15 protein-coding genes and 1 other RNA gene are annotated in these 23,114 nt (G+C 62.3%); 12 read left to right on the forward strand and 4 right to left on the reverse strand.

All coding sequences use genetic code 11. The annotated features are described in order from the left end of the window. Positions 1–121: 121 nt before the first annotated feature. Both xdhB and xdhA read right to left on the reverse strand, forming a co-directional pair. Positions 122–2,521 (reverse strand): xanthine dehydrogenase molybdopterin binding subunit, encoded by a 2,400-nt coding sequence (gene xdhB, locus Q1W70_RS19185; protein WP_302097758.1) that lies wholly within the window; start codon positions 2,519–2,521, stop codon positions 122–124. Next, entirely contained in the window at positions 2,514–3,968 is a 1,455-nt protein-coding gene (xdhA, locus tag Q1W70_RS19190; RefSeq protein WP_166590092.1) for a xanthine dehydrogenase small subunit, read from the reverse strand. Before xdhA ends, xdhB begins: the two co-directional genes overlap by 8 nt. Before the next feature lie 266 nt (positions 3,969–4,234). On the opposite strand from xdhA, the gene Q1W70_RS19195 reads away from it, so the two are divergent. From Q1W70_RS19195 to ffs, 6 genes are all read left to right on the forward strand, one after another. After that, positions 4,235–4,894 (forward strand): GntR family transcriptional regulator, encoded by a 660-nt coding sequence (locus Q1W70_RS19195; protein ID WP_166590093.1) that lies wholly within the window; start codon positions 4,235–4,237, stop codon positions 4,892–4,894. 2 nt (positions 4,895–4,896) lie between these two features. Further along, positions 4,897–8,385, forward strand: coding sequence for a chromosome segregation protein SMC (smc, locus tag Q1W70_RS19200; protein WP_302097759.1), 3,489 nt, complete (start codon positions 4,897–4,899; stop codon positions 8,383–8,385). 256 nt (positions 8,386–8,641) lie between these two features. Beyond that, positions 8,642–9,496 carry a cell division protein ZipA gene (gene zipA / locus Q1W70_RS19205; protein ID WP_166590095.1) on the forward strand — a complete coding sequence of 285 codons (855 nt, stop codon included), beginning with the start codon at positions 8,642–8,644 and terminating at the stop codon, positions 9,494–9,496. A gap of 132 nt (positions 9,497–9,628) precedes the next feature. After that, the gene (gene ligA / locus Q1W70_RS19210) at positions 9,629–11,986 is read left to right on the forward strand and encodes an NAD-dependent DNA ligase LigA (protein WP_302097760.1); all 2,358 of its coding nucleotides are present in this window, start codon (positions 9,629–9,631) and stop codon (positions 11,984–11,986) included. Between the two features lie 135 nt (positions 11,987–12,121). Beyond that, positions 12,122–13,288 (forward strand): zinc-binding metallopeptidase family protein, encoded by a 1,167-nt coding sequence (locus tag Q1W70_RS19215; RefSeq protein ID WP_302098904.1) that lies wholly within the window; start codon positions 12,122–12,124, stop codon positions 13,286–13,288. Positions 13,289–13,548: 260 nt separating this feature from the next. Further along, positions 13,549–13,645, forward strand: an RNA gene (gene ffs / locus Q1W70_RS19220) — signal recognition particle sRNA small type. Between the two features lie 236 nt (positions 13,646–13,881). On the opposite strand, the gene Q1W70_RS19225 is transcribed toward ffs, so the two are convergent. After that, positions 13,882–14,196: a helix-turn-helix domain-containing protein gene (locus tag Q1W70_RS19225; RefSeq protein WP_166590097.1), complete on the reverse strand. Its 315-nt coding sequence runs from the start codon at positions 14,194–14,196 to the stop codon at positions 13,882–13,884. 486 nt (positions 14,197–14,682) lie between these two features. Between Q1W70_RS19225 and Q1W70_RS19230 the strand changes: the two genes are divergently transcribed. Then, positions 14,683–16,383: a putative bifunctional diguanylate cyclase/phosphodiesterase gene (locus Q1W70_RS19230; protein WP_302097761.1), complete on the forward strand. Its 1,701-nt coding sequence runs from the start codon at positions 14,683–14,685 to the stop codon at positions 16,381–16,383. 2 nt (positions 16,384–16,385) lie between these two features. Here Q1W70_RS19230 and Q1W70_RS19235 read toward each other — a convergent pair whose 3' ends face one another. Beyond that, on the reverse strand, positions 16,386–17,135 hold the full coding sequence (locus Q1W70_RS19235; protein WP_182341374.1) for a substrate-binding periplasmic protein: 750 nt from the start codon (positions 17,133–17,135) through the stop codon (positions 16,386–16,388). Between the two features lie 145 nt (positions 17,136–17,280). Here Q1W70_RS19235 and dnaX point away from each other — a divergent pair, with 145 nt between their 5' ends. The 5 genes from dnaX to Q1W70_RS19260 all read left to right on the forward strand — a co-directional run bounded on the left by dnaX (position 17,281) and on the right by Q1W70_RS19260 (position 22,876). Beyond that, positions 17,281–19,347 (forward strand): DNA polymerase III subunit gamma/tau, encoded by a 2,067-nt coding sequence (gene dnaX / locus Q1W70_RS19240; RefSeq protein WP_185818172.1) that lies wholly within the window; start codon positions 17,281–17,283, stop codon positions 19,345–19,347. A gap of 68 nt (positions 19,348–19,415) precedes the next feature. Continuing rightward, complete coding sequence (locus tag Q1W70_RS19245; RefSeq protein ID WP_008028561.1) at positions 19,416–19,754, forward strand: YbaB/EbfC family nucleoid-associated protein; 339 nt, start codon at positions 19,416–19,418, stop codon at positions 19,752–19,754. A gap of 159 nt (positions 19,755–19,913) precedes the next feature. Beyond that, entirely contained in the window at positions 19,914–20,948 is a 1,035-nt protein-coding gene (gene curA / locus Q1W70_RS19250) for an NADPH-dependent curcumin/dihydrocurcumin reductase (protein WP_166590101.1), read from the forward strand. A gap of 80 nt (positions 20,949–21,028) precedes the next feature. Beyond that, entirely contained in the window at positions 21,029–21,631 is a 603-nt protein-coding gene (recR, locus tag Q1W70_RS19255) for a recombination mediator RecR (RefSeq protein WP_166590102.1), read from the forward strand. A gap of 96 nt (positions 21,632–21,727) precedes the next feature. Next, positions 21,728–22,876: an acyl-CoA dehydrogenase family protein gene (locus Q1W70_RS19260; RefSeq protein ID WP_166590103.1), complete on the forward strand. Its 1,149-nt coding sequence runs from the start codon at positions 21,728–21,730 to the stop codon at positions 22,874–22,876. Positions 22,877–23,114: the final 238 nt, after the last annotated feature.

The following is a 23,114-nucleotide window of genomic DNA, read 5'->3' on the forward strand; positions in this document are numbered from 1 at the left end:
TCTGTTCGGCCGTCATCGCTAGCAGGCTAGCTCCCACAGTGTTTTGTGGTGTTCACAGAATCTGAATTCAACACAAGTTCTGTGGGAGCTAGCCCTGCTAGCGATTGGCCGCACTTCGGTCCTAGAGCGGAGCCAGCTCAGGCTCAGTTTCGACTGGCTTCACCGCCTTCAACTGGCGCATCTGTTCACAGCCCCACAACACCCGCTCCGGGGTCGCCGGTGCGTCGATGTTCGGCTGATGTTTGTAATCGCCCAGGCTCGCCACGGCGTCCTTGATCGCACACCAGGCGGCGATGCCGAGCATGAACGGCGGCTCGCCCACGGCCTTGGAGTGGAACACGGTGTCTTCCGGGTTCTTGCGGTTTTCCACCAGCTTGACCCGCAGGTCCAGCGGCATGTCAGCCACCGCCGGGATCTTGTAGCTGGCCGGGCCGTTGGTCATCAGTTTGCCCTTGTTGTTCCAGACCAGCTCTTCCATGGTCAGCCAGCCCATGCCCTGGATGAAGCCGCCTTCGACCTGGCCGATATCGATGGCCGGGTTCAGCGAGGCGCCGACATCATGCAGGATGTCGGTGCGCAGCATTTTGTATTCGCCGGTCAGGGTGTCGATGATCACTTCGCAGCAGGCGGCGCCGAAGGCGAAGTAATAGAACGGCCGACCACGGGCCTGGCTACGGTCGTAGAAGATTTTCGGGGTCTTGTAGAAGCCGGTGCTGGACAGCGAGACCTGGGCGAAATACGCCTGCTGGATCAGCGCCTCGAAGGTCAGGATGTGGTCGCGGACCCGCACGTGACCGTTGTGGAACACCACGTCGGCTTCGCTGACTTCATATTTGCGTGCGGCGAACTCCACCAGGCGCTGCTTGATGATTTCTGCGGCGTTCTGCGCCGCTTTGCCGTTGAGATCGGCGCCGCTGGAGGCGGCGGTCGGCGAGGTGTTCGGCACCTTGTCGGTATTGGTCGCGGTGATCTGCACGCGGTCGATTTCCACCTGGAACACTTCGGCCACCACCTGCGCGACCTTGATGTTCAGGCCTTGACCCATCTCGGTGCCGCCATGGTTGAGGTGGATACTGCCGTCGGTGTAGACGTGGATCAACGCGCCCGCCTGGTTGAGGAAGCTGGCGGTGAAGGAAATGCCGAATTTCACCGGGGTCAGCGCCAGGCCCTTTTTCAGGATCGGGCTGTTGGCGTTGTAGCGGCGGATCGCTTCGCGACGCTCGGCGTATTGGCTGCTCTCTTCCAGTTCAGCGGTCATTTCTTCGAGCATGTTGTGCTCGACGGTCTGGTAGTAGTGGGTGACGTTGCGCTCGGTCTTGCCGTAGTAGTTGGCCTTGCGCACGGCCAGCGGGTCGAGGCCCAGGTGGCGGGCAATGGCGTCCATCACCTCTTCGATGGCAACCATGCCCTGAGGGCCGCCGAAACCACGGTAGGCGGTGTTGGAGGCGGTGTTGGTCTTGCAGCGGTGACCGTTGATGGTCGCATCGCCCAGGTAGTAGGAGTTGTCGGAGTGAAACATCGCCCGGTCGACGATGGAAGCCGACAGGTCCGGCGAGCACCCGCAATTGCCCGCCAGGTCCAGGGCGATCCCATGCAGGCGTCCGCTGCTGTCGAAGCCGACGTCGTACTCGACATAGAACGGGTGACGCTTGCCGGTCATCAGCATGTCTTCGACCCGTGGCAGGCGCATCTTGGTCGGTTGGCCCGTCAGGTGGGCGATCACCGCACACAGGCACGCCGGGCTGGCAGCCTGGGTTTCCTTGCCGCCGAAACCGCCGCCCATGCGGCGCATGTCGACCACGATCTTGTTCATCGACACGTCGAGGACTTCGGCCACCAGTTTCTGCACTTCGGTGGGGTTCTGGGTCGAGCAGTAGACGATCATGCCGCCGTCTTCAGTTGGCATCACCGAGGAAATCTGGGTTTCCAGGTAGAAGTGCTCCTGGCCGCCGATGTGCAGCGTGCCCTGGATGCGATGTTCGGCGGTGGCGAGCGCAGTGGCCGAGTCGCCGCGTTGGTGGGTGTGGCTGTCGAGCACGAAGTGGCGTTTGCGCAGGGCTTCGACCACGTCCAGTACCGGCTCCAGGTCTTCATATTCGATGATCGCGGCCATGGCCGCCTTGCGTGCGGTTTCCAGGTCTTTCGCTGCCACGGCGAGCACGGGTTGACCGACGAATTGCACGTCATCGATCGCCAGCAGTGGGTCGCCCGGCAACAGCGGTCCGATGTCTTTCAGGCCTGGTATGTCTTTATGGGTAATGGCGATGCGCACGCCTTCGAAGGCGTAGCAGGGCTGGGTGTCGATGCTGATGATTTTCGCGTGGGCGCGGTCCGACAACCGTGCATAGACATGCAGCTGATTGGGAAACTCCAGCCGGTCATCGATGTACTGCGCTTCACCGGACACGTGCTTGGCGGCGCTGTCGTGCTTGACGCTGCGGCCGACCCCGGTGGTCAGGTCCTTGGCGAACAGTTCAGCCAGTTCGGCCTGGGTCTTCTCTACGGCGTGATGATTAGACATAAGCGGTCACCCGGGTCTCGATGTGCGGTGTTTGCAGTTCGATGAAGTATTTGCGCAGCAGGTTCTGCGCGCTGAGCAGGCGGTATTCCTTGCTGGCGCGGAAGTCCGAGAGCGGGGTGAAATCTTCTGCCAGGGCAGCGCAGGCGGCTTCGACGGTGGCATGGTTCCAGGCCGCGCCGAGCAGCGCCGCTTCGCAGCTTTTGGCCCGTTTCGGGGTGGCGGCCATGCCGCCGAAGGCGACGCGGGCGTCGGCGATCACGCCATTGTCGATACGCAGATTGAAGGCGGCGCAGACTGCGGAAATATCATCGTCCAGGCGCTTGGACACCTTGTAGGCGCGGAACTGCTGCGCGGCGCTGGCGCGCGGCACAATGATCTTCTCGATGAATTCGCTTTCCTGGCGCGCGGTGACTCGGTAATCGATGAAGTAATCTTCCAGGGCCAGGGTGCGGCGGGTGTTGCCTTTGCACAGCACGATCTGTGCGCCCAGGGCGATCAGCAGCGGTGGCGAGTCGCCGATGGGCGAAGCATTGCCGATGTTGCCGCCCAGGGTGCCCTGGTTGCGGATCTGCAAGGAGGCGAAGCGTTGCAGCAGTTCACCGAAGTCCGGGTACTCGGCCTTCAGGGCCTCGTAGCAGTCGGAGAGGGCGGTGGCTGCACCGATTTCCAGGCGATCGGCAAAATGCTCGATGCGCTTCATTTCGGCAACGTTGCCGACGTAGATCATCACGGGCAGGGTGCGGTGGAACTGAGTGACTTCCAGCGCCAGGTCGGTGCCGCCGGCCAACAGCCGGGCTTGCGGGTAGGCGTCGTAGAGGTCGGCCAGGTCAGCCACGGTCAACGGCACCAGGCAGCGTTTGTCGCCGCTGTTGAGTTCACCGATGTCGGTGGGGGCAATGGCCTTCAGGCGGGCGATGGTCTCGGCTTCACGGGCATCGAACTGGTCGGGCTGTTTAGCGCAGCAGGACTGTTCGGCGGCTTCGAGAATCGGCCGGTAGCCGGTGCAGCGGCAGAGGTTGCCGGCGAGGGCTTCATGGGCCTTGTGGGCGTCGGGCTGGTCGCTGTTTTTCTGCAGGGCAAACAGCGACATGACGAACCCCGGCGTACAGAAGCCGCACTGCGAGCCGTGGCATTCGACCATGGCTTGCTGCACGCTGTGCAGTTGGCCCTGATGCTTGAGGTCTTCGACGCTGATCAGCTGTTTGCCATGCAACGAGGAGACAAACGTCAGGCACGAGTTGAGGCTGCGATAGCGAATATGTTCGCGGCCGTCGTCGTCACGTTGCAGTTCACCGACCACCACAGTGCACGCGCCACAGTCACCACTGGCGCAACCTTCTTTGGTGCCGGACTTGCCCAGGTGCTCGCGCAGGTAGTTGAGCACGGTCAGGTTGGGGTCCAGGGCGTGCTCGCTACGGAGTTCCTGGTTTAGTAAAAACTGGATCACGGAAGGCCTCGCAGACTCATTATTGTTGTTAACCGTTATGACCCGAATTTATCAGGTCTGACTTTTCGGTCAATGGTTTTCTGACTTAAAGGTCAGGAAATCACCTTTTGTCGATCAGCAACCCCTGCTTTGAGTATTGACCCTCTGGGCCCAGCTCGCCTTTTGCTTGAATCGTGCCAATTTCCACTGGCCGGCCCCTGCATCATCCACTACCAAGTGCGCTACACTGCGCCGCTTGTACAGATCGAAGAGTTTGAAGGAAAACCATGACGTTCAAGGCGCCGGACAGCCTCGCCGAGCAAATTGCTCAACACCTCGCCGAACGCATCATTCGCGGCGAAATGAAGCCAGGAGAGCGCATCCAGGAACAGAAGGTCACGCTGGCGCTCAATGTCAGCCGCGGTTCGGTCCGTGAAGCCTTGCTGATCCTCGAACGACGCCACCTGGTCGCGATCCTGCCGCGACGCGGCGCCCATGTCACCGAGCTCACCGCGCACAAGGTGCAGAGCCTGTGCACCCTGATGAGCGAGCTGTACATCCTGCTGGGCAACGCCGTGGCCAATGGCTGGCAAGTCCAGGCCGACATGGCGCCCTTCGTGCAGATCCAGCAGCGGCTGAACGCCAGCTACGAACGCCAGGACATCCGCACCTTTGTCGACGACAGCTTCAATGTGATGCGTGCCGCGTACCCGTTCGCCGATAACCCCTACCTGCAGGAAACCGTCGAGAACCTGCAGCCGGCCATGAGCCGTGCGTATTTCCTGGCCCTGGAACAACGCAAGGCGGAAATGAGCGAGTTCCTCGAACTGTTCGATCGCCTGCTCGCCGCCGTGCTGGCCCGTGACCTGCCACAGATCCGCATCGTGCTCTCGGCCTACGCCCAGCGCAGTTGCGACCTGGTGCTGTCTGCCTTGCCGGCGGCCTGAGCGTGCGGCTCAAGTGCATCAAACTGGCGGGGTTCAAATCCTTCGTCGACCCGACCACGGTGAACTTCCCCAGTAACATGGCGGCGGTAGTCGGGCCCAATGGCTGCGGCAAGTCGAACATCATCGACGCCGTACGTTGGGTGATGGGCGAGAGTTCGGCGAAGAACCTGCGCGGCGAGTCGATGACCGACGTCATCTTCAATGGCTCCACCAGCCGCAAGCCGGTGAGCCAGGCCAGTATCGAACTGGTGTTCGACAACTCCGACGGCACCTTGCTCGGTGAATACGCCGCCTATGCGGAGATTTCGATTCGCCGCAAAGTCACCCGCGACAGCCAGACCACCTATTACCTCAATGGCACCAAGTGCCGGCGCCGTGACATCACCGACATCTTCCTCGGCACTGGCCTGGGCCCGCGCAGTTACTCGATCATCGAGCAGGGGATGATCTCCAAGCTGATCGAGTCCAAGCCCGAAGACCTGCGCAACTTCATCGAGGAAGCGGCAGGGATCTCCAAGTACAAGGAGCGCCGGCGCGAGACGGAAAACCGGATCCGTCGCACCCACGAAAACCTTGAGCGCCTGACCGACCTGCGCGAAGAACTGACGCGTCAGCTCGAGCGTTTGCACCGCCAGGCCGAGGCCGCCAAGAAATATCAGGAATACAAGGCCGAGGAGCGTCAGCTCAAGGCCCAGCTGTCGGCCCTGCGCTGGCAGGACCTGAACGAGCAGGTCGGCCAGCGTGAAGCGATCATCGGCACTCAGGAAATCAGTTTCGAGGCCCTGGTGGCCGAGCAGCGCAATGCCGATGCGAGCATCGAACGCTTGCGTGACGGTCACCACGACCTGTCCGAGCGCTTCAATCTGGTGCAGGGGCGCTTTTATTCGGTCGGCGGCGACATCGCTCGGGTCGAGCAGAGCATCCAGCATGGCCAGCAACGCTTGCGCCAGCTGCAGGACGATCTCAAGGAAGCCGAGCGCGCGCGCCTGGAAACCGAATCCCACCTGGGCCACGACCGCACGCTGTTGCTGACCCTGGGCGAAGAGCTGGACATGCTGACCCCGGAGCAGGAAATCACCAGCGCCGCCGCTGAGGAAGCGGCCGCCGCGCTGGAAGAGTCCGAAACCACCATGCATGGCTGGCAGGAGCAGTGGGACGCCTTCAACCTCAGTTCGGCCGAGCCCCGGCGCCAGGCCGAGGTGCAGCAGTCGCGCATTCAACAGTTGGAAACCAGCGTCGAACGCTTGGCCGAGCGGCAACGCCGCCTGGCCGAGGAGCGCGATCTGCTGGCCGCTGACCCGGAAGACGCGGCAATCATGGAACTCAGCGAGCAGCTCGCCGCCAGCGAAGCGACCCTAGAGGACTTGCAGGCCAGCGAACAGGCCCAGGTCGAACGCCTTGAACAGTTGCGCCAGGAGTTGCAGCAGGCCCTGCACAATCAGCAGCAGGCCCAGGGCGACCTGCAACGACTCAATGGGCGTCTGGCGTCGCTGGAGGCCTTGCAGCAAGCCGCACTCGACCCGGGCACCGGCACGGCGCAATGGTTGCGTGAGCAGCAGCTGGCCGAGCGCCCGCGCCTGGCCGAGGGCTTGAGCGTGCAGGCGGGCTGGGAGCTGGCGGTGGAAACCGTGCTGGGGGCTGACCTGCAAGCGGTGCTGGTGGACGATTTCGCCGGTTTCGACCTGGCCGGCTTTGCCCAGGGCGATTTACGCCTGCTCAGCCCGGGTACCGACGGTGTGCGGGTCGCAGGCAGCCTGCTGGACAAGGTCGAGGCGCAGATCGATCTGTCGCCGTGGCTGGGCCAGGTCAAGCCGGTGGAAACCCTTGAGCAGGGCTTGGCCTTGCGTGGCCAGTTAGCGGCCGGCGAAAGCCTGATCAGCCGGGACGGCTACTGGATTGGCCGGCACTTTTTGCGCGTGCGCCGCGCCAGCGAAGCCGAAAGTGGAGTCTTGGCCCGTGGCCAGGAAATCCAGGCCCTGGGCCTGGAGCGCGAGGAGCGTGAAGCCACGGTCGAACACCTTGAGACCACCCTGCAGAACCTGCGGGCCCAGCAGCGACAACAGGAGAACGGTCGTGAACACTTGCGCCGCCTGCTGCAGGACGAAGCGCGCCAACAGGGCGAGCTGAAGGCGCAATTGTCCGCGGGCAAGGCCAAGGCCGAGCAGTTGACCTTGCGTCGTACCCGGCTCGATGAAGAGTTGGTGGAGCTGGGCGAGCAGCGCGAGCTGGAGCACGAACAGATCGGCGAGTCGCGCCTGCAATTGCAAGGCGCCCTCGACAGCATGGCCCTGGACACCGAGCAGCGCGAGTTGCTGCTGGCCCAGCGTGACAGCCTGCGCGAGCGCCTCGACCGGGTGCGCCAGGAAGCCCGGCAGCACAAGGACCATGCGCACCAGTTGGCGGTGCGCCTGGGCTCGCTCAAGGCGCAACACGACTCCACGCGTCAGGCCCTGGAGCGCTTGGAGCTGCAGTCCGAGCGCCTGACCGAAAAGCGTGAACAGTTGAGCCTCAATCTGGAGGAGGGTGAGGCGCCGCTGGAAGAATTGCGGCTCAAGCTCGAAGAGTTGCTCGACAAGCGCATGAGCGTCGATGAAGAACTGCGCACCGCCCAGCTCGCGTTGGAAGAGGCCGACCGTGAGCTGCGCGAGGCCGAGAAGCGGCGCACCCAGGCTGAGCAGCAGTCGCAGTTGATCCGCAGCCAGCTCGAGCAGCAGCGCATGGAATGGCAGGCCCTGACCGTGCGCCGCAAAACCCTGCAGGAGCAACTGCTCGAAGACGGCTACGACCTGCACGGCGTGCTCGCGACCCTGGTGGCCGAGGCGAACGAGAACGACGCCGAAGAAGAACTGGAGCGCATTGCCGCACGGATTCAGCGCCTGGGGGCGATCAACCTGGCGGCCATCGACGAATATCAGCAACAGTCCGAGCGTAAACGTTATCTGGACGCCCAGGACGCCGACCTGGTGGAAGCCCTCGATACCCTGGAAAACGTCATTCGCAAGATCGACAAGGAAACCCGCAACCGCTTCAAGGACACCTTTGATCAGATCAACGGTGGTTTGCAGGCCTTGTTTCCAAAAGTTTTCGGTGGCGGCAGCGCTTATTTGGAACTGACGGGCGAAGATCTACTCGATACAGGGGTGACAATCATGGCGCGTCCACCTGGGAAGAAGAACAGCACCATCCATTTGCTCTCCGGTGGCGAAAAAGCCCTGACCGCATTGGCCCTGGTATTTGCCATCTTCAAACTCAATCCTGCGCCGTTCTGTATGCTCGACGAAGTTGACGCCCCGCTGGATGACGCTAACGTTGGACGCTACGCAAGACTGGTCAAAGAGATGTCACAGACGGTGCAGTTCATCTATATCACCCACAATAAGATCGCCATGGAAATGGCTGACCAATTGATGGGAGTAACGATGCACGAGCCCGGTTGTTCGCGTCTGGTGGCCGTGGATGTCGAGGAGGCGATGGCGATGGTGGACGCCTGACGTCCTGTGTTTAAGCCATATGTTTATGGGAAGTAAGGATTTTCGCCGGTAGGGATTGCTGGCCAATCGACATATTCGCTGAAGCCATTGTGACAGACGGTGTAAAGTTACCTTTGGTCGTGCTAGTTTAATGTCAATTTATTGTGTACGTGGGCAAAACGCCTGTCAGAACATAGAGTTGGCGCCACGTTTTAAAGCGGTTTGCAGCTTGTAAACCCCTTATTTTTCAGCATTTTTTATAGAGGCACGGGATTACATGGAAATCGGTCTGCGCGAGTGGCTGATCGTCATCGGCATCATAGTCATTGCCGGTATTCTTTTTGATGGCTGGCGGCGCATGCGCGGCGGTAAGGGCAAACTCAAGTTTCGCCTGGACCGCAGCCTGTCCAATCTGCCGGACGAGGACAGCGGTGCTGAACTGCTGGGCCCGCCGCGCGTGCTGGATAACCACAAAGAGCCGCAACTGGACGAGCACGATCTGCCGTCGGTCAGCATGCCTGCCCGTGAGCCCCGCGAGTCGGGCTCCAAGCGCGGCAAGCGCGGTCACAGCGAGCCGGCCCAGGGCGACTTGAACCTCAACCTGGACCTGGATGGTGGCCCGAGCTTCAGCAGCCGTGACGACGATTTCCCGGACGAAACCAAGGCCTCGAGCGCTGCGGCGAGCAAGGACCAACCGCAAGCCGAAGAAGTGCTGGTGATCAGCGTGATCTGCCGTGATGCCGGTGGCTTCAAGGGCCCGGCGCTGTTGCAGAACATTCTGGAAAGCGGCCTGCGTTTTGGCGAGATGGATATTTTCCACCGCCACGAAAGCATGGCAGGCAATGGCGAAGTCCTGTTCTCCATGGCCAACGCGGTCAAGCCGGGTATTTTTGACCTGGATGACATCGACCACTTCAGCACTCCTGCGGTCAGCTTCTTCCTTGGCCTGCCGGGTCCGCGTCATCCGAAGCAGGCGTTCGATGTGATGGTCGCCGCCGCTCGCAAGTTGTCCCAGGAACTCAATGGCGAACTCAAGGACGATCAGCGCAGCGTCCTGACCGCACAGACCATCGAACACTACCGTCAGCGCATCGTCGAATTCGAGCGCCGTGCCCTGACCCAGAAGCGCTAAGCGCTTGTTCGCTGGCAAGCCAGCTCCTACGGATTGTTGGTTTCCCGTAGAAGCCGGTTTGCCGACGAAGCTTTTATCGAATCAACAGATTGAGCAGCCTCGGCTGCTCTTTTGCTTTATGAGAGAACACCCATGAACGCCGCCGAAAAACGCATTCTAGAGCTTCGCGCTGAACTGGATCTGCACAACTACCGATACTACGTGCTGGATGAGCCGAGCATTCCGGACGCCGAGTACGATCGGTTGTTCCAGGAGCTCAAGGCGCTGGAAGCGGCCAATCCGCAACTGATCAGCCACGACTCGCCGACTCAGCGCGTGGGCGGCGCGGCGCTCTCGGCGTTTACCCAGGTGCGCCACGAAGTGCCCATGCTGAGCCTGGGCAATGCCTTCGAAGAAACCGACATGCACGAGTTCGATCGCCGGGTCACCGAAGGCCTGGACTTGCCGGTCGGCGATCTGTTTGGCGGCGGCGCCGAAGTGGAATACAGCTGCGAGCCCAAGCTCGATGGCCTGGCCGTCAGCCTGTTGTACCAGGATGGCCTGCTGGTGCGCGGCGCTACCCGCGGCGATGGCGCCACCGGTGAAGACATCAGCGTCAATGTGCGCACGGTGCGCAATATTCCCCTCAAGCTGCAGGGCAGCGGCTGGCCGGCGACCCTGGAAGTGCGCGGCGAAGTCTATATGTCCAAGGCCGGTTTCGAGCGCCTGAATGCCACGCAGTTGGAGGCGGGCGGCAAGACCTTCGCCAACCCGCGCAATGCCGCCGCCGGCAGCTTGCGCCAACTGGACTCGAAAATCACCGCCAGCCGGCCGCTGGAGTTCTGCTGCTACGGCATCGGTCAGGTATCGGCAGACATTGCCGACACCCACATCGGCAACCTGCTGCAGCTCAAGACCTGGGGGGTGCCGGTCAGTCGTGAGTTGAAACTGGCCAAGGGCATCGGCGAATGCCTGGACTATTACCGCGATATCGGTGAGCGGCGCAATGCGCTGCCTTACGAGATCGATGGCGTGGTGTTCAAGGTCAACAGCATTGCCGCGCAGCGTGAGCTGGGCTTTCGTGCCCGTGAGCCGCGCTGGGCGATTGCCCATAAATTCCCGGCCATGGAGGAACTCACCGAATTGCTCGATGTGGAATTCCAGGTCGGCCGCACCGGTGCGGTGACGCCCGTGGCACGCCTCAAGCCGGTGAAAGTGGCGGGTGTGACGGTGTCCAATGCGACCCTGCACAACATGGACGAAGTGGCACGCCTGGGCCTGATGATCGGCGACACGGTGATCATTCGCCGGGCCGGCGATGTGATTCCGCAGGTGGTGCAGGTGGTCACCGAGCGGCGTCCGGCCGATGCCCGGCCGGTGCAGATTCCCGAGAGCTGCCCGGTCTGTGGCTCCCATGTCGAGCGCACGCAGTTGATCAAGCGCAGCAAGGGGCGCGAAACCATCAGCGAAGGCGCGGTGTACCGCTGCGTCGGCCGCCTGGCCTGTGGGGCGCAGCTCAAGCAGGCGATTATCCATTTCGTTTCGCGGCGGGCCATGGACATTGAGGGCCTGGGCGAAAAAAGCGTCGAACAGTTGGTCGATGAAGGCCTGGTCAGCTCGCCGGCGGACCTGTATGGGCTGACGTTCGAGCAGATCGTCGACTTGGAAGGCTTTGCCGAACTGTCGAGCAAGAACCTGCTGGCGGCCATTGCCGACAGCAAGCGCCAGAGCCTGGCGCGGTTTATCTATGCGCTGGGCATTCCGGATGTCGGCGAGGAGACGGCCAAGGTCCTGGCGCGCTCGCTGGGCTCGCTGGAGCGCGTACAGCAGGCATTGCCGCAAGTGCTGACGTACTTGCCGGATGTCGGCCTGGAGGTCGCCCACGAGATCCGCAGCTTCTTCACCGACAGCCACAATCAGCAGGTGATCAAGCAGCTGTTGGCTCATGGCCTGGAGATTCAGGATCAGGGTGAGCTGGGCGCCGAGTTCGCCGCGAGCACCACCCTTGGGGGGTTGCTCGACAAGTTGCACATTCCTTCGGTCGGTCCCGGCGGGGCGCAGAAGCTGGCCGACAAGTTCGGTTCGCTGCAAGCGGTGATCGAGGCGGACTGGCTGGACATGCGCCAGGCTCTGCCGGAGAAACAGGCCAACGCGGTGCGCGAGTTTTTTGCGAACGAGGACAATCGCCAGCAAGCCCTGGCGGCTGAGCAGCAGTTGCGTGACTTCGGCATGCATTGGCAGAGCGAAAAGAAAGTCGTCGAAGGCTTGCCGCTGGCCGGGCAGACTTGGGTGCTCACCGGCTCCCTGGAACTGATGAGCCGCGACATCGCCAAGGACAAGCTGGAAAGCCTGGGCGCCAAGGTCGCCGGCTCAGTCTCGGCCAAGACCTATTGTGTGGTGGCAGGGCCGGGCGCCGGCTCGAAACTGGTCAAGGCCAATGAGCTGGGGCTCAAGGTGCTGGATGAACAGGCTTTTGTCGCGTTCCTGGGCGGGCACGGCATTACCGTGTGACGGTGGGGGCTGGCCGGGCGGCGCTCCGCTTGCCCGCGCTGACGTCCTTGGCGACAACCGGACACTCAGAGTCAGAGGGAACGATCAACGCGGTGCCAGGATCTAGACTTGGCCAGCCCCCAGGGAGAGATCGCCATGTACCGCTTCTTCGAGCAACTCAGCGCACGGATCGCCGCGCCCTTCATCGGCGACAGTTCACGCAACAGCAAGGTCTGGCCGTGCCGGTGTGGGCAGTCGCTGTTTTTTCGCAACAGCCAGTGCCTGGCCTGCGCCGCAGCCCTGGGCTATCAGCCTGAACAAAGCCGCTTGTCGTCGCTGCAGCCCGGCCCACAGCCGGACACCTGGCACTTGGACGCCGACCTGGGAGGTGGCCTGTTTCGGCGCTGCGCCAACCTCGATACGCCAGCGGCCTGCAACTGGCTGCTGCCTGCTGGCGATCCGCACTCGCACTGCATTGCCTGTCGCCTGAACCGGACCATCCCCGATCTGTCCATTGCGCAAAACCACGAGCACTGGCGCAAGGTGGAGATCGCCAAGCGTCGACTGGTCGCGCAATTGCTCGACCTGGGGTTGCAGGTTATCGACCGCTCCATCGACGAAGAGCAGGGGCTGGCCTTCGACTTTGTCAGCATCGATCTCGACGGCAAGTCGCCGATGACGGGGCACGCCAGCGGCCTGGTCACCCTGGATATCCGTGAGGCCGACGACGCGCACCGCGAACGGGTCCGGGTGCAGATGGGCGAACCCTACCGCACCCTGCTGGGACACTTGCGGCATGAGGTCGGACATTATTATTGGGATCGTCTGATCGCCAACGGTCCCTGGCTCGACGGCTGTCGCCAGGTGTTCGGCGATGAGCGCGCCAGTTATGCCGAGGCGCTGGAGCGGCATTATCAGCAGGGCGCCCCGGTGGATTGGCAGCAAAGCCACGTCAGTGCCTACGCCACCATGCACCCCTGGGAAGACTGGGCGGAAACCTGGGCCCATTACCTACACATGATGGATGCGGTGGACACGGCGCTGGGCTTGGGCATGAGCGCTCGGCAGATGGATTTCGACTACCCGGCATTTCCTGCCAGCGTGCTCTATGACCCGCAGCACCCGGGCGCCGCGGCGTTCCTGTCGTTCGTCAATGCCTGGATCGAATTGGCTGGCATGCTCAACGAGCTGTCGCGCAGCATGGGCCAGCCTGACTTCTACCCCTTCGTCCTGCCGCCAGGGGTCGTCGGCAAGCTGCACTTCATTCACCTGGTGATCCAGCAAGAAGGCGGCCGCGCCGACCAGGCGGTGCAGGCCCTGTAGCAGCTGTCGAGCCTGCGAGGCTGCGTTCGGCGGCACGGCGGCCGCCATGCGCTGAATCAGGTCCACCCAGTGAGTCGGGGCGACGCCGGCGACGCCGCCGAACGCAGGCTGCGCCAGCTGCTACCTGCGCTGTTCTCGCAGGGCTATCGCATGTCATTGAAGTGGCTCATTTTTTTTAATCTGCGGGAACGGTTGTAACTTCGTCTCAGATAGGTACAATGGCGCGGCTCGCCGACTGGCGAGTGTCGTTATGGTGACCCCATCGGTCCCCCCGCAACGATTACCCGTGAACCTGGTCAGATCCGGAAGGAAGCAGCCACAGCGGGAACATTGTGTGCCGGGGTGTGGCTGGTGGGGTTACCACCTTAACGCTGTGCTACAGCCTCGCTGGACATCTCCAGCCCATCCGCGCTGTCAGCATCTACTCCTGAATCCTGCTGTTTATTGCCCTCCGAGCGTTTCTCGGTCCAGGGTGTCTTCTGCTGTCTGCCCCCGGCGGCGCCGCTCCCGCGTGTTGCGCTTTTTTATGGGCGCGTGAACGACACAGCAGAGGCAGCGATCAACGTTGCCTCTGCTGTTGGTTGTTTCTGGCGCTAAGGCTTGGACAAGGCGTGATCAACCGCTGCGATCAGCTTTCCCAGATCCTTTGGGGGGGCTTTGTGTACGACACCAAACAGATACGCTCGCTGTTCGTCTTCGTCGCCATAATCGGCGAAAAACACTTTGAGCTTCACTCCCATTGCGTTGGCAAGCATGAACAGGGCTTCAACACTGGGGGTATAGGTGCCGGTTTCGAAGCGGCTGATGGTTTTGGGGTCAAAACCGGTTCTTTCGCCGAGTTCAGCCTGAGTTAGCCCCGCTACCTTGCGATAACGTTTGATGGCTGGACCCAAACTTGAAATGTGCATCGCTCAATTCCCATTTAGAATCAAGAACTTAACGACAGATTTTGGCATTGCACAACTGCATGATTCATCACCTTGCTTTCAAATATGTGATGTATTTCGTAGAATTGGCGCTCGACACGGGCATTGGGTGGCTAAAAATCCGCAGTTTAGGCGATGTGAAACAGCCATCATTGGGCAAGTTTCTTCTGTGCAGGAAGCGGAAGAAATGAACCAGATGGCAGGTTGAGTGTCGACTATGCGGATTTTTGTCTGACTGATTAGAAGCCTTTAAGGCTAGTTGGTCTTCGCCCGTTCGGGGGCCATCACCGCTGTTCATGGAGTGTTAATGTGCATCTGAATATGCCAGCCCGCACGATTACAAGGACTTTGCCTGCGTTGCCCTCCGGGCTGCGACCTGCCGAGCCGTTCTACTACGCCCCCCCTACCTCTTCCAAGCGTTGCGCGCTGGTTGAGCGGTACGACCGCTAGCCACCACAGGCCAAACTCATGGATGAGAAATACCGCAGGGCGGTGGATGCCGCCGCTCTATTTTCCGAAACCGACCTCGATGGTCGAATCACCTACGTCAACGACCGGTTCTGTGCGGTCTCCGGATATCGCCGGGAAGAGCTGCTGGGCGTCGATCACCGGCTGCTCAATTCCGGGCTGCACCCTGACGAGTTCTTTGCCACGCTGTGGCGCACCATCGCCCTGGGCAATGTCTGGAAGGGTGAACTGTGCAACCGGGCCAAGGACGGTAGCCTGTATTGGGTCGACAGTACCCTGCTGCCGGTGCTGGACGAGTCGACGGGGCGGGTGCACCGCTACGTGTCGATTGGCTTTGATACCAGCGAGCAGCGCCAGTTGCTGCATTCGCTGCAATGGCGGGTCGGGCATGACGTGCTGACCGGCTTGCCCAATCGGGCGTTCCTCTCCGACCTGCTGAACCAGGCCCTGGACTGCTCGCGCATCGAAGAGGTGCCGCTGGCGGTGTGCATGCTCGACCTGGACGGTTTCAAGGCGGTCAATGACGGCTATGGCCATGCCAGTGGCGACCTGTTGCTGGTGGAAGTGGCCAAACGCCTGCGCAGTATTGTGCGTGGCGAGGATGTGGTGGCGCGCCTGGCCGGGGACGAGTTTGTGCTGATCCTGCGCTATGTGCATGATGTGGCGGAGCTGCGCGCGGCGTTGAACCGGGTGCTGGAGGCGATTTCGGCGGCTTACTCAATCCAGGGCAAGGACATTCACGTCTACGCCAGTATCGGCGTGACCCTGTTTCCCCTGGACAGCGATGACGCCGAGACCTTGTTGCGCCATGCCGACCAGGCCATGTACGTGGCCAAGCAGAGCGGGCGAAACCGCTTTCACCTGTTTGATGTAATGCGCGATCGCGAGGTCAAGGCGACGCACCAGACCGTCGCCCGTGTCCGCCAAGCCTTGCTGGGCAATGAGCTGCACCTGCATTTCCAGCCCAAGGTGAATATGCGCGGCGGTGTCGTGGTCGGTTTCGAAGCCTCGTTGCGCTGGGAACATCCGCAGAAGGGCGCGGTGCCGCCACGGGAGTTTTTGCCACTGGTGGAGGAAACCGACCTGATCGTCGATATCGGCGAGTGGGTCATAGACCAGGTGCTGGCGCAGTTGTCCCGGTGGCAGGCGAGTGGGCAGCAATGGCCGGTCAGCGTCAATATCGCCGCCCGGCATTTCCAGCGCACAGACTTCTTCGACCGGCTCAAACAGGTGCTGGAGCGTCACGCCCGGGTCGCTCCCCATCTGCTGGACCTGGAGATTGTCGAGTCCATGGCGATCGAAAACATCCAGCATGTCACTGCCTGCCTGCAGGCCTGCCAGGCGCTGGGGGTGAGGTTCACGCTGGGGGATTTCGGTACCGGTCACTCGTCCCTCAGTTACCTCAAGCGCCTGAACACGCAAACCATCAAGATCGATCAGTCTTTTGTCCGCGATATTCTGCATGATCGCGACGACCTGGCCCTGACCACTGCCGTGATCGGCCTGGCGCGGGCGTTTGGTCGGGAGGTGATCGCCGAGGGAGTGCAGAGCCTCGAACATGGCCAACTGCTTCTAACCCTGGGCTGCGAAGTCGCCCAGGGTTACTTCATTGCCCGGCCGATGCCGGCCAGCGAGGTGCCGGGCTGGGTCGCGAATTTCGTCGCGCCCCTGCAGTGGCAGGTGCTGGATGAGGCTGTCTGAACCTAGGGTGATGGCTCTTGAGTGCCGGTATACAGGCGGATGATGTCGTCGATCTCACCGGACATTTTCATCCGCAGCAGGGTCCGCAGGATGCGCTGCACCGGCAGGTCCGGATCGTTGCGCACGTAGCAGCCGACGTGCAGCTCCTGCAGGACGGCGACGGCGCGTAATTGCCGCTCCGGCAACAAGCGTTGATTGAACCAGTCCAGGGTCCACTGGTTGCTCACCCCGTACTCATTGCGTCCGGCCAGCAGCTTTTGCAGGACCTGGTCCTGGTTGCGGGCGTCGTCGCGCTTGAGTTGCCCGCTGTCGAACAGCGGTTGCAGGGTCGGGTAGTTGTAGCTCAGCACCGTGCCGATGGATTGGGGGGCCAGGCTGGCCGGGACTACCGACGCATGACGGTGCTGGGTGCTGATCAACAGGTCGCGCTGGAACCACAGGGGAATGCTCCAGATATAGTCGCCGGACTGGTTGGGTAGCCAGGATTGCGCGGCGTAGCAGCGGACGTCGATTTCCCCGTGCTCCATGGCGTTTTGCACGCGCGCGCGGGCCAGGACGTGGAACTCGGCGGGCAAGCCGACCTGGGTGGCGAGGCTGAGCATCACGTCATGCAAAATGCCCTGGGTCGGGCGTCCGTGCTCGATCTGCACCATGGGCATGGCCCAGCTGTCGGTGATGGCGAAACGCAAAGGGCTGGGCGCCGCAAGAGCGCTGGCGCTGACCAGTAACAATGCCCCCAAGGCTGACCGCATAAACTCTCCAGCAAATACCGCCCGACGTCGATTAAAACGTCCCCCAGACACCATCTTAGCCAGATTAGCCGAGCACACCGGATGCAATTTTGCCCTTGCTCCGCTAGCATTACCCGCTTCCGCTTCCCAGTTGCGACGGTTTTCGATGAGTTATCAGGTTCTTGCACGTAAATGGCGTCCGCGCTCGTTCCGCGAAATGGTCGGCCAGACCCATGTGCTCAAGGCTCTGATCAATGCCTTGGACAGCCAGCGGCTGCACCACGCCTATTTGTTTACCGGCACCCGCGGGGTGGGCAAGACCACCATCGCGCGGATCATTGCCAAATGCCTGAACTGTGAAACAGGTATCACTTCGACGCCGTGCGGCACCTGTTCGGTGTGCCGTGAGATCGATGAGGGACGCTTTGTCGACCTGATCGAGATCGACGCCGCGAGCCGGACCAAGGTCGAGGACACCCGCGAACTGCTGGACAACGTGCAGTACGCGCCGAGCCGTGGGCGCTTCAAGGTCTACCTGATCGACGAAGTGCACATGCTCTCCAGCCATTCCTTCAATGCGCTGTTGAAAACCCTCGAAGAGCCGCCGCCCTACGTCAAGTTCATCCTGGCCACCACTGACCCGCAGAAACTTCCGGCAACGATTTTGTCGCGCTGCCTGCAGTTCTCCCTGAAAAACATGACGCCTGAGCGCGTGGTCGAACACTTGACCCACGTCCTGGGCGTGGAGAACGTGCCGTTCGAAGACGACGCCCTGTGGTTGCTCGGGCGCGCCGCCGACGGTTCGATGCGCGATGCCATGAGCCTCACCGACCAAGCGATTGCCTTCGGTGAAGGCAAGGTCATGGCAGCGGACGTGCGGGCCATGCTCGGCACCCTCGACCATGGCCAGGTCTACGACGTCCTGCACGCGCTGATCGAAGGCGACGCCAAGGCGTTGCTCGAAGGCGTCCGCCACCTGGCCGAGCAAGGCCCTGACTGGAACGGCGTGCTCTCGGAAATACTCAACGTGTTGCACCGCGTAGCGATTGCCCAGGCACTGCCCGAAGGTGTCGACAACGGTCAGGGCGACCGCGACCGGGTGTTGGCGCTGGCCCAGGCCTTGCCGGCCGAGGATGTGCAGTTCTATTACCAGATGGGGCTGATTGGTCGGCGCGATCTGCCGCTGGCCCCTGATCCGCGGGGCGGCTTTGAAATGGTCCTGCTGCGGATGCTGGCTTTCCGCCCGGCAGACACCGCCGATGCGCCGAGGCAGCCGCTAAAGCCAGTGGGGATCAGCCAGGCCACAGTTGATTCCGCTCACTCAGTGGCTGGCGCGTTGCCTGTTGCGCCGGTCGTGGCCGCTGCGCCGATTGTTGCGGCACCTGCACCCACCCCTGCGCCTGTGGCGCCGGTGGTCGAGCCTGAACCTGAGGTGTACGTCGCACCTGAGCCGGCAGCCGTTGTCGAGGAGGTCGTCGACCTGCCCTGGAACGACCCGGTAGAGCCGGCCGCCGAGCTGCAACCGGCGGTCGAGCCGGTGCTCGAGACCGTCGCCGAACAGCCAGACCTGACCCCGATGCCCGTGCCGGTGCCCGACAGTGTGGTGCCGGATGCGCCGGAATGGGCCGCCGCGCCGATTCCCGAGCCTTCGGTGGCCGAGGTGGACGCCGCCACGCCAGACATGGACCTGGATGATGAGCCGCCGCTGGACGAGGATTACATCGAGCCAGACATGGATTCGGCGTACAGCTACCTTGATGAACTGGCCAGCGAGCACACCGCCGAGCCTGCGCCTGCGCCGGAACCGGAGCCCGCAGCGATGCCGGCCACCGGCCTGGCCCTGCAGTGGCTGGAGCTGTTCCCGAAACTGCCGATTTCCGGCATGACCGGCAGCATCGCCGCCAACTGCACGCTGATCGCGGTGGACGGCGACCAGTGGTTGCTGCACCTGGACCCGGCCCACAGCGCGCTGTTCAACGCCACCCAGCAACGGCGACTCAACGATGCCCTGAACCAGCTGCTGGAGCGCACCCTGACGGTGAGCATCGAGCTGATCAAGCCCGAGCAGGAAACCCCGGCCCAGGCATCGTCCCGGCGGCGCGCCAACCGTCAGCGCGAGGCTGAGGACTCGATCCACGGCGATCCGTTCATCCAGCAGATGATGCAACAGTTCGGCGCAGTGATCCGTAACGATACTATTGAACCTGTCGAGGCCCTGGTCAGCCAGGGCTAACAAACTGAAGGTGCCCGGTCCACTGGGCCGGGCACCGTTTTGATCCACGTACTTTTGAGGTGATTCCCATGATGAAAGGTGGCATGGCCGGCCTGATGAAGCAGGCGCAGCAGATGCAGGAAAAAATGGCCAAGATGCAGGAAGAGCTGGCCAACGCCGAAGTCACCGGTAAAGCGGGTGGCGATATGGTCACCGTGGTCATGACCGGTCGTCACGACGTCAAGCGCGTGACCATCGACCCAAGCCTGGTGGAAGGCCTGAGCGAAGACGACAAAGAGATGCTCGAAGCCGTGTTCGCGGCTGCGGTCAATGACGCCGTGCGCAAGATCGAGGCCAACAGCCAGGACAAGATGTCCGGCATGACCGCCGGCATGCAACTGCCACCGGGCATGAAGCTGCCATTCTGATTCGCGTTGACGCGTCGGATGGACTACAAAAAATGCCAGGCGCCTAGCCTGGCATTTTTGTTTCTGGTGCGCGGGGTGCGCTGCAAAACATCGAACGCCGGCCGTTTCCCAGGGTCTGCTGCTATAGCCCCTTAAACCTTCGCTCAAGGAGACGCTCACATGCCAGACGCATTGACCCTCAACCAACGCATCGTGCTGGTGTCGCGCCCGGTGGGCGCGCCGACCCCGGAGAACTTTCGGCTCGAGCGCGAAGCCTTGCCCGACCTGGCCGAAGGTCAGGTGCTACTCAAGACCCTGTACCTGTCGCTCGATCCCTACATGCGCGGACGCATGAGCGACGCACCGTCCTACGCCGCCCCGGTGGCCATCGGCGAGGTCATGACCGGTGGTGCCGTCAGCCGGGTCGAGCGCTCGCTGAACCCGAAATTCCACGAAGGTGACCTGGTGGTCGGTGCCACTGGCTGGCAGAGCCACAGCATCAGCGACGGTCGGGCCCTGATCCCGGTGCCGTCCGGCTTGCCCAGCCCATCCATGGCCCTGGGCGTACTCGGCATGCCGGGCATGACCGCCTACATGGGGTTGATGGACATCGGCCAGCCCAAGGAAGGGGAGACCTTGGTCGTGGCGGCTGCTTCCGGCGCCGTGGGCTCGGTGGTGGGTCAGGTGGCGCGGATCAAGGGGCTGAAGGTGGTCGGCGTCGCCGGTGGCGCGGATAAATGCCGCTACGTGGTCGATGAGCTGGGTTTTGATGCCTGCATCGATCACAAGCGTGCGGATTTTGCCGAACAACTGGCGCAGGCGTGCGGTGCGGGTGTCGACATTTACTTTGAAAACGTTGGTGGCAAGGTGTTCGACGCGGTCCTGCCATTGCTCAATCCCAAGGCGCGGATCCCGGTGTGCGGCCTGATTGCCCAATACAACGCGCAAGAGGCGCCGCCGGGCCCGGACCGCATGCCCCTGCTGCAGCGCACCTTGCTGACCAAGCGGGTGAGGATGCAGGGGTTTATCGTGTTCGACGACTATGGCGATCGCCACTCCGAGTTTGCCAAGGCCATGGCGCCCTGGGTGCGTGACGGCAAGGTGAAGTTCCGCGAGGACGTGGTCGAAGGCCTGGAGCAGGCGCCCGAGGCCTTTATCGGCCTGCTGGAGGGGCGCAACTTCGGCAAGCTGGTGGTGCGGGTGGCCAATGACTGACTGACCGACCGATGAGCATTTGACGCTGGCCAGAGGCGCGGGTATAAACCGCGTCTCGTTGTTTTGTCGGACCTTTGCCCATGAGCTTCAGCCCTTTGATTCGCCAACTGATCGACGCCCTGCGCACCTTGCCTGGGGTCGGCCAGAAAACTGCCCAGCGCATGGCGTTGCAACTGCTCGAACGCGACCGCAGCGGTGGCTCGCGGCTGGCGTTGGCCTTGAGCCAGGCAATGGAAGGGGTCGGCCATTGCCGCCTGTGCCGCACCCTGACCGAAGAAGAACTGTGCCCGCAGTGCTCCGACCCCCGCCGCGACGACAGCCTGCTGTGCGTGGTCGAGGGGCCGATGGACGTGTATGCCGTGGAGCAGACCGGCTTTCGCGGACGCTACTTCGTACTCAAGGGCCATTTGTCGCCGCTCGATGGCCTGGGGCCGGAAGCCATTGGCATTCCGCAATTGCTGGCGCGGATCGAAGAGGCCGGCACCTTCAGCGAAATCATCCTCGCCACCAACCCGACCGTGGAAGGCGAAGCGACCGCTCACTACATCGCCCAGTTGCTCAGCAACAAGGGCCTGATCACCTCGCGTATCGCCCACGGGGTACCGTTGGGGGGCGAGTTGGAACTGGTGGATGGCGGCACGTTGGCGCATTCGTTTGCCGGGCGTAAGCCGATCGCGTTGTAAAACATCGCCGCCTGCGGCAGTCCACATCGCCACAAATCTGTTGAAAACCAAGCAAGCGCTCGGTTAACTTCGCTGAACCTTCAGTGGAGTTCGCCGATGCCTGCCTTCCAGGAATACTTCGATCCCAGCCATGAATTGGTCCGCGATAGCGTAAGACGTTTCGTCGAGCGCGAGATCATCCCGGACATCGACCAGTGGGAGGAGGCCGAAGGGTTTCCTCGCGAGCTCTACCTCAAGGCCGGCGCGGCGGGCATCCTGGGCATCGGTTACCCCGAAGCGCTGGGTGGCAGTCACGAGGGTGACCTGTTTGCCAAGATCGCCGCCAGTGAAGAGCTGATGCGCTGTGGCTCCGGTGGGCTGGTGGCCGGGCTGGGTTCGCTGGACATCGGACTGCCACCGATCGTCAAGTGGGCGCGGCCCGAGGTGCGCGAGCGGGTGGTGCCGCAGGTACTCAGCGGCGCAAAGATCAGCGCGCTGGCGGTCACCGAGCCCAGTGGCGGCTCCGACGTGGCCAACCTGCAGACCCGCGCCGTGCGCGACGGTGATCACTACCGGGTCAATGGCAGCAAAACCTTTATCACCAGCGGCGTGCGCGCGGACTTTTATACGGTGGCGGTGCGCACCGGCGATACAGGGTTCGGCGGCATCAGCTTGTTGCTGATCGAGCGCGACACCCCGGGGTTCAGCGTTGGGCGCCAATTGAAGAAAATGGGGTGGTGGGCCTCGGACACCGCCGAGTTGTTCTTCGACGATTGCAAAGTACCGGTGGACCACCTGATCGGTGCCGAGAACATGGGCTTTGCCTGCATCATGGGCAACTTTCAGAGTGAGCGCCTGGCGTTGGCGCTGATGGCCAACATGACCGCGCAACTGGCGCTTGAAGAGAGTCTGAAGTGGGCCCGCCAGCGCGAAGCGTTCGGCAAGCCCATTGGCAAGTTCCAGGTGCTCAAGCATCGCCTGGCGGAAATGGCCACGGCGCTGGAGGTGTCCCGGGAGTTCACCTATCGCCAGGCGGCAAAAATGGCCGCCGGGCAGAGTGTGATCAAGGAAATTTCCATGGCCAAGAACTTCGCCACCGACACCGCGGATCGCATCACCCACGACGCGGTGCAGATCCTCGGCGGCCTGGGCTATATGCGTGACAGCCTGGTGGAGCGCCTGTACCGCGATAACCGCATCCTGTCCATTGGCGGCGGCACGCGGGAGGTGATGAACGAGATCATCAGCAAGCAGATGGGGCTGTAGATTGCGCTATGGCGGCTAGCCTCATCGCTAACAGGCTAGCTGCCACAGTGTGATCTGGCCACCCACAGGCCTCCTGTGGGAGCGGGCCGGGCGGAACCCCTATCAGCCGTTACAGCAAGAATGGATATGTACTCGCTCTAATCCAAATCCCGGTCGGCCCAGAGGTCACCACCCAAGCAGATTCTCTCTCCGCAGGCGCAGATATCGCAGTCACCCCCAAATCTGTGTGGAGCGAGCC

This window comes from Pseudomonas kielensis (genome assembly GCF_030505375.1).
GTDB lineage: Bacteria > Pseudomonadota > Gammaproteobacteria > Pseudomonadales > Pseudomonadaceae > Aquipseudomonas > Aquipseudomonas kielensis.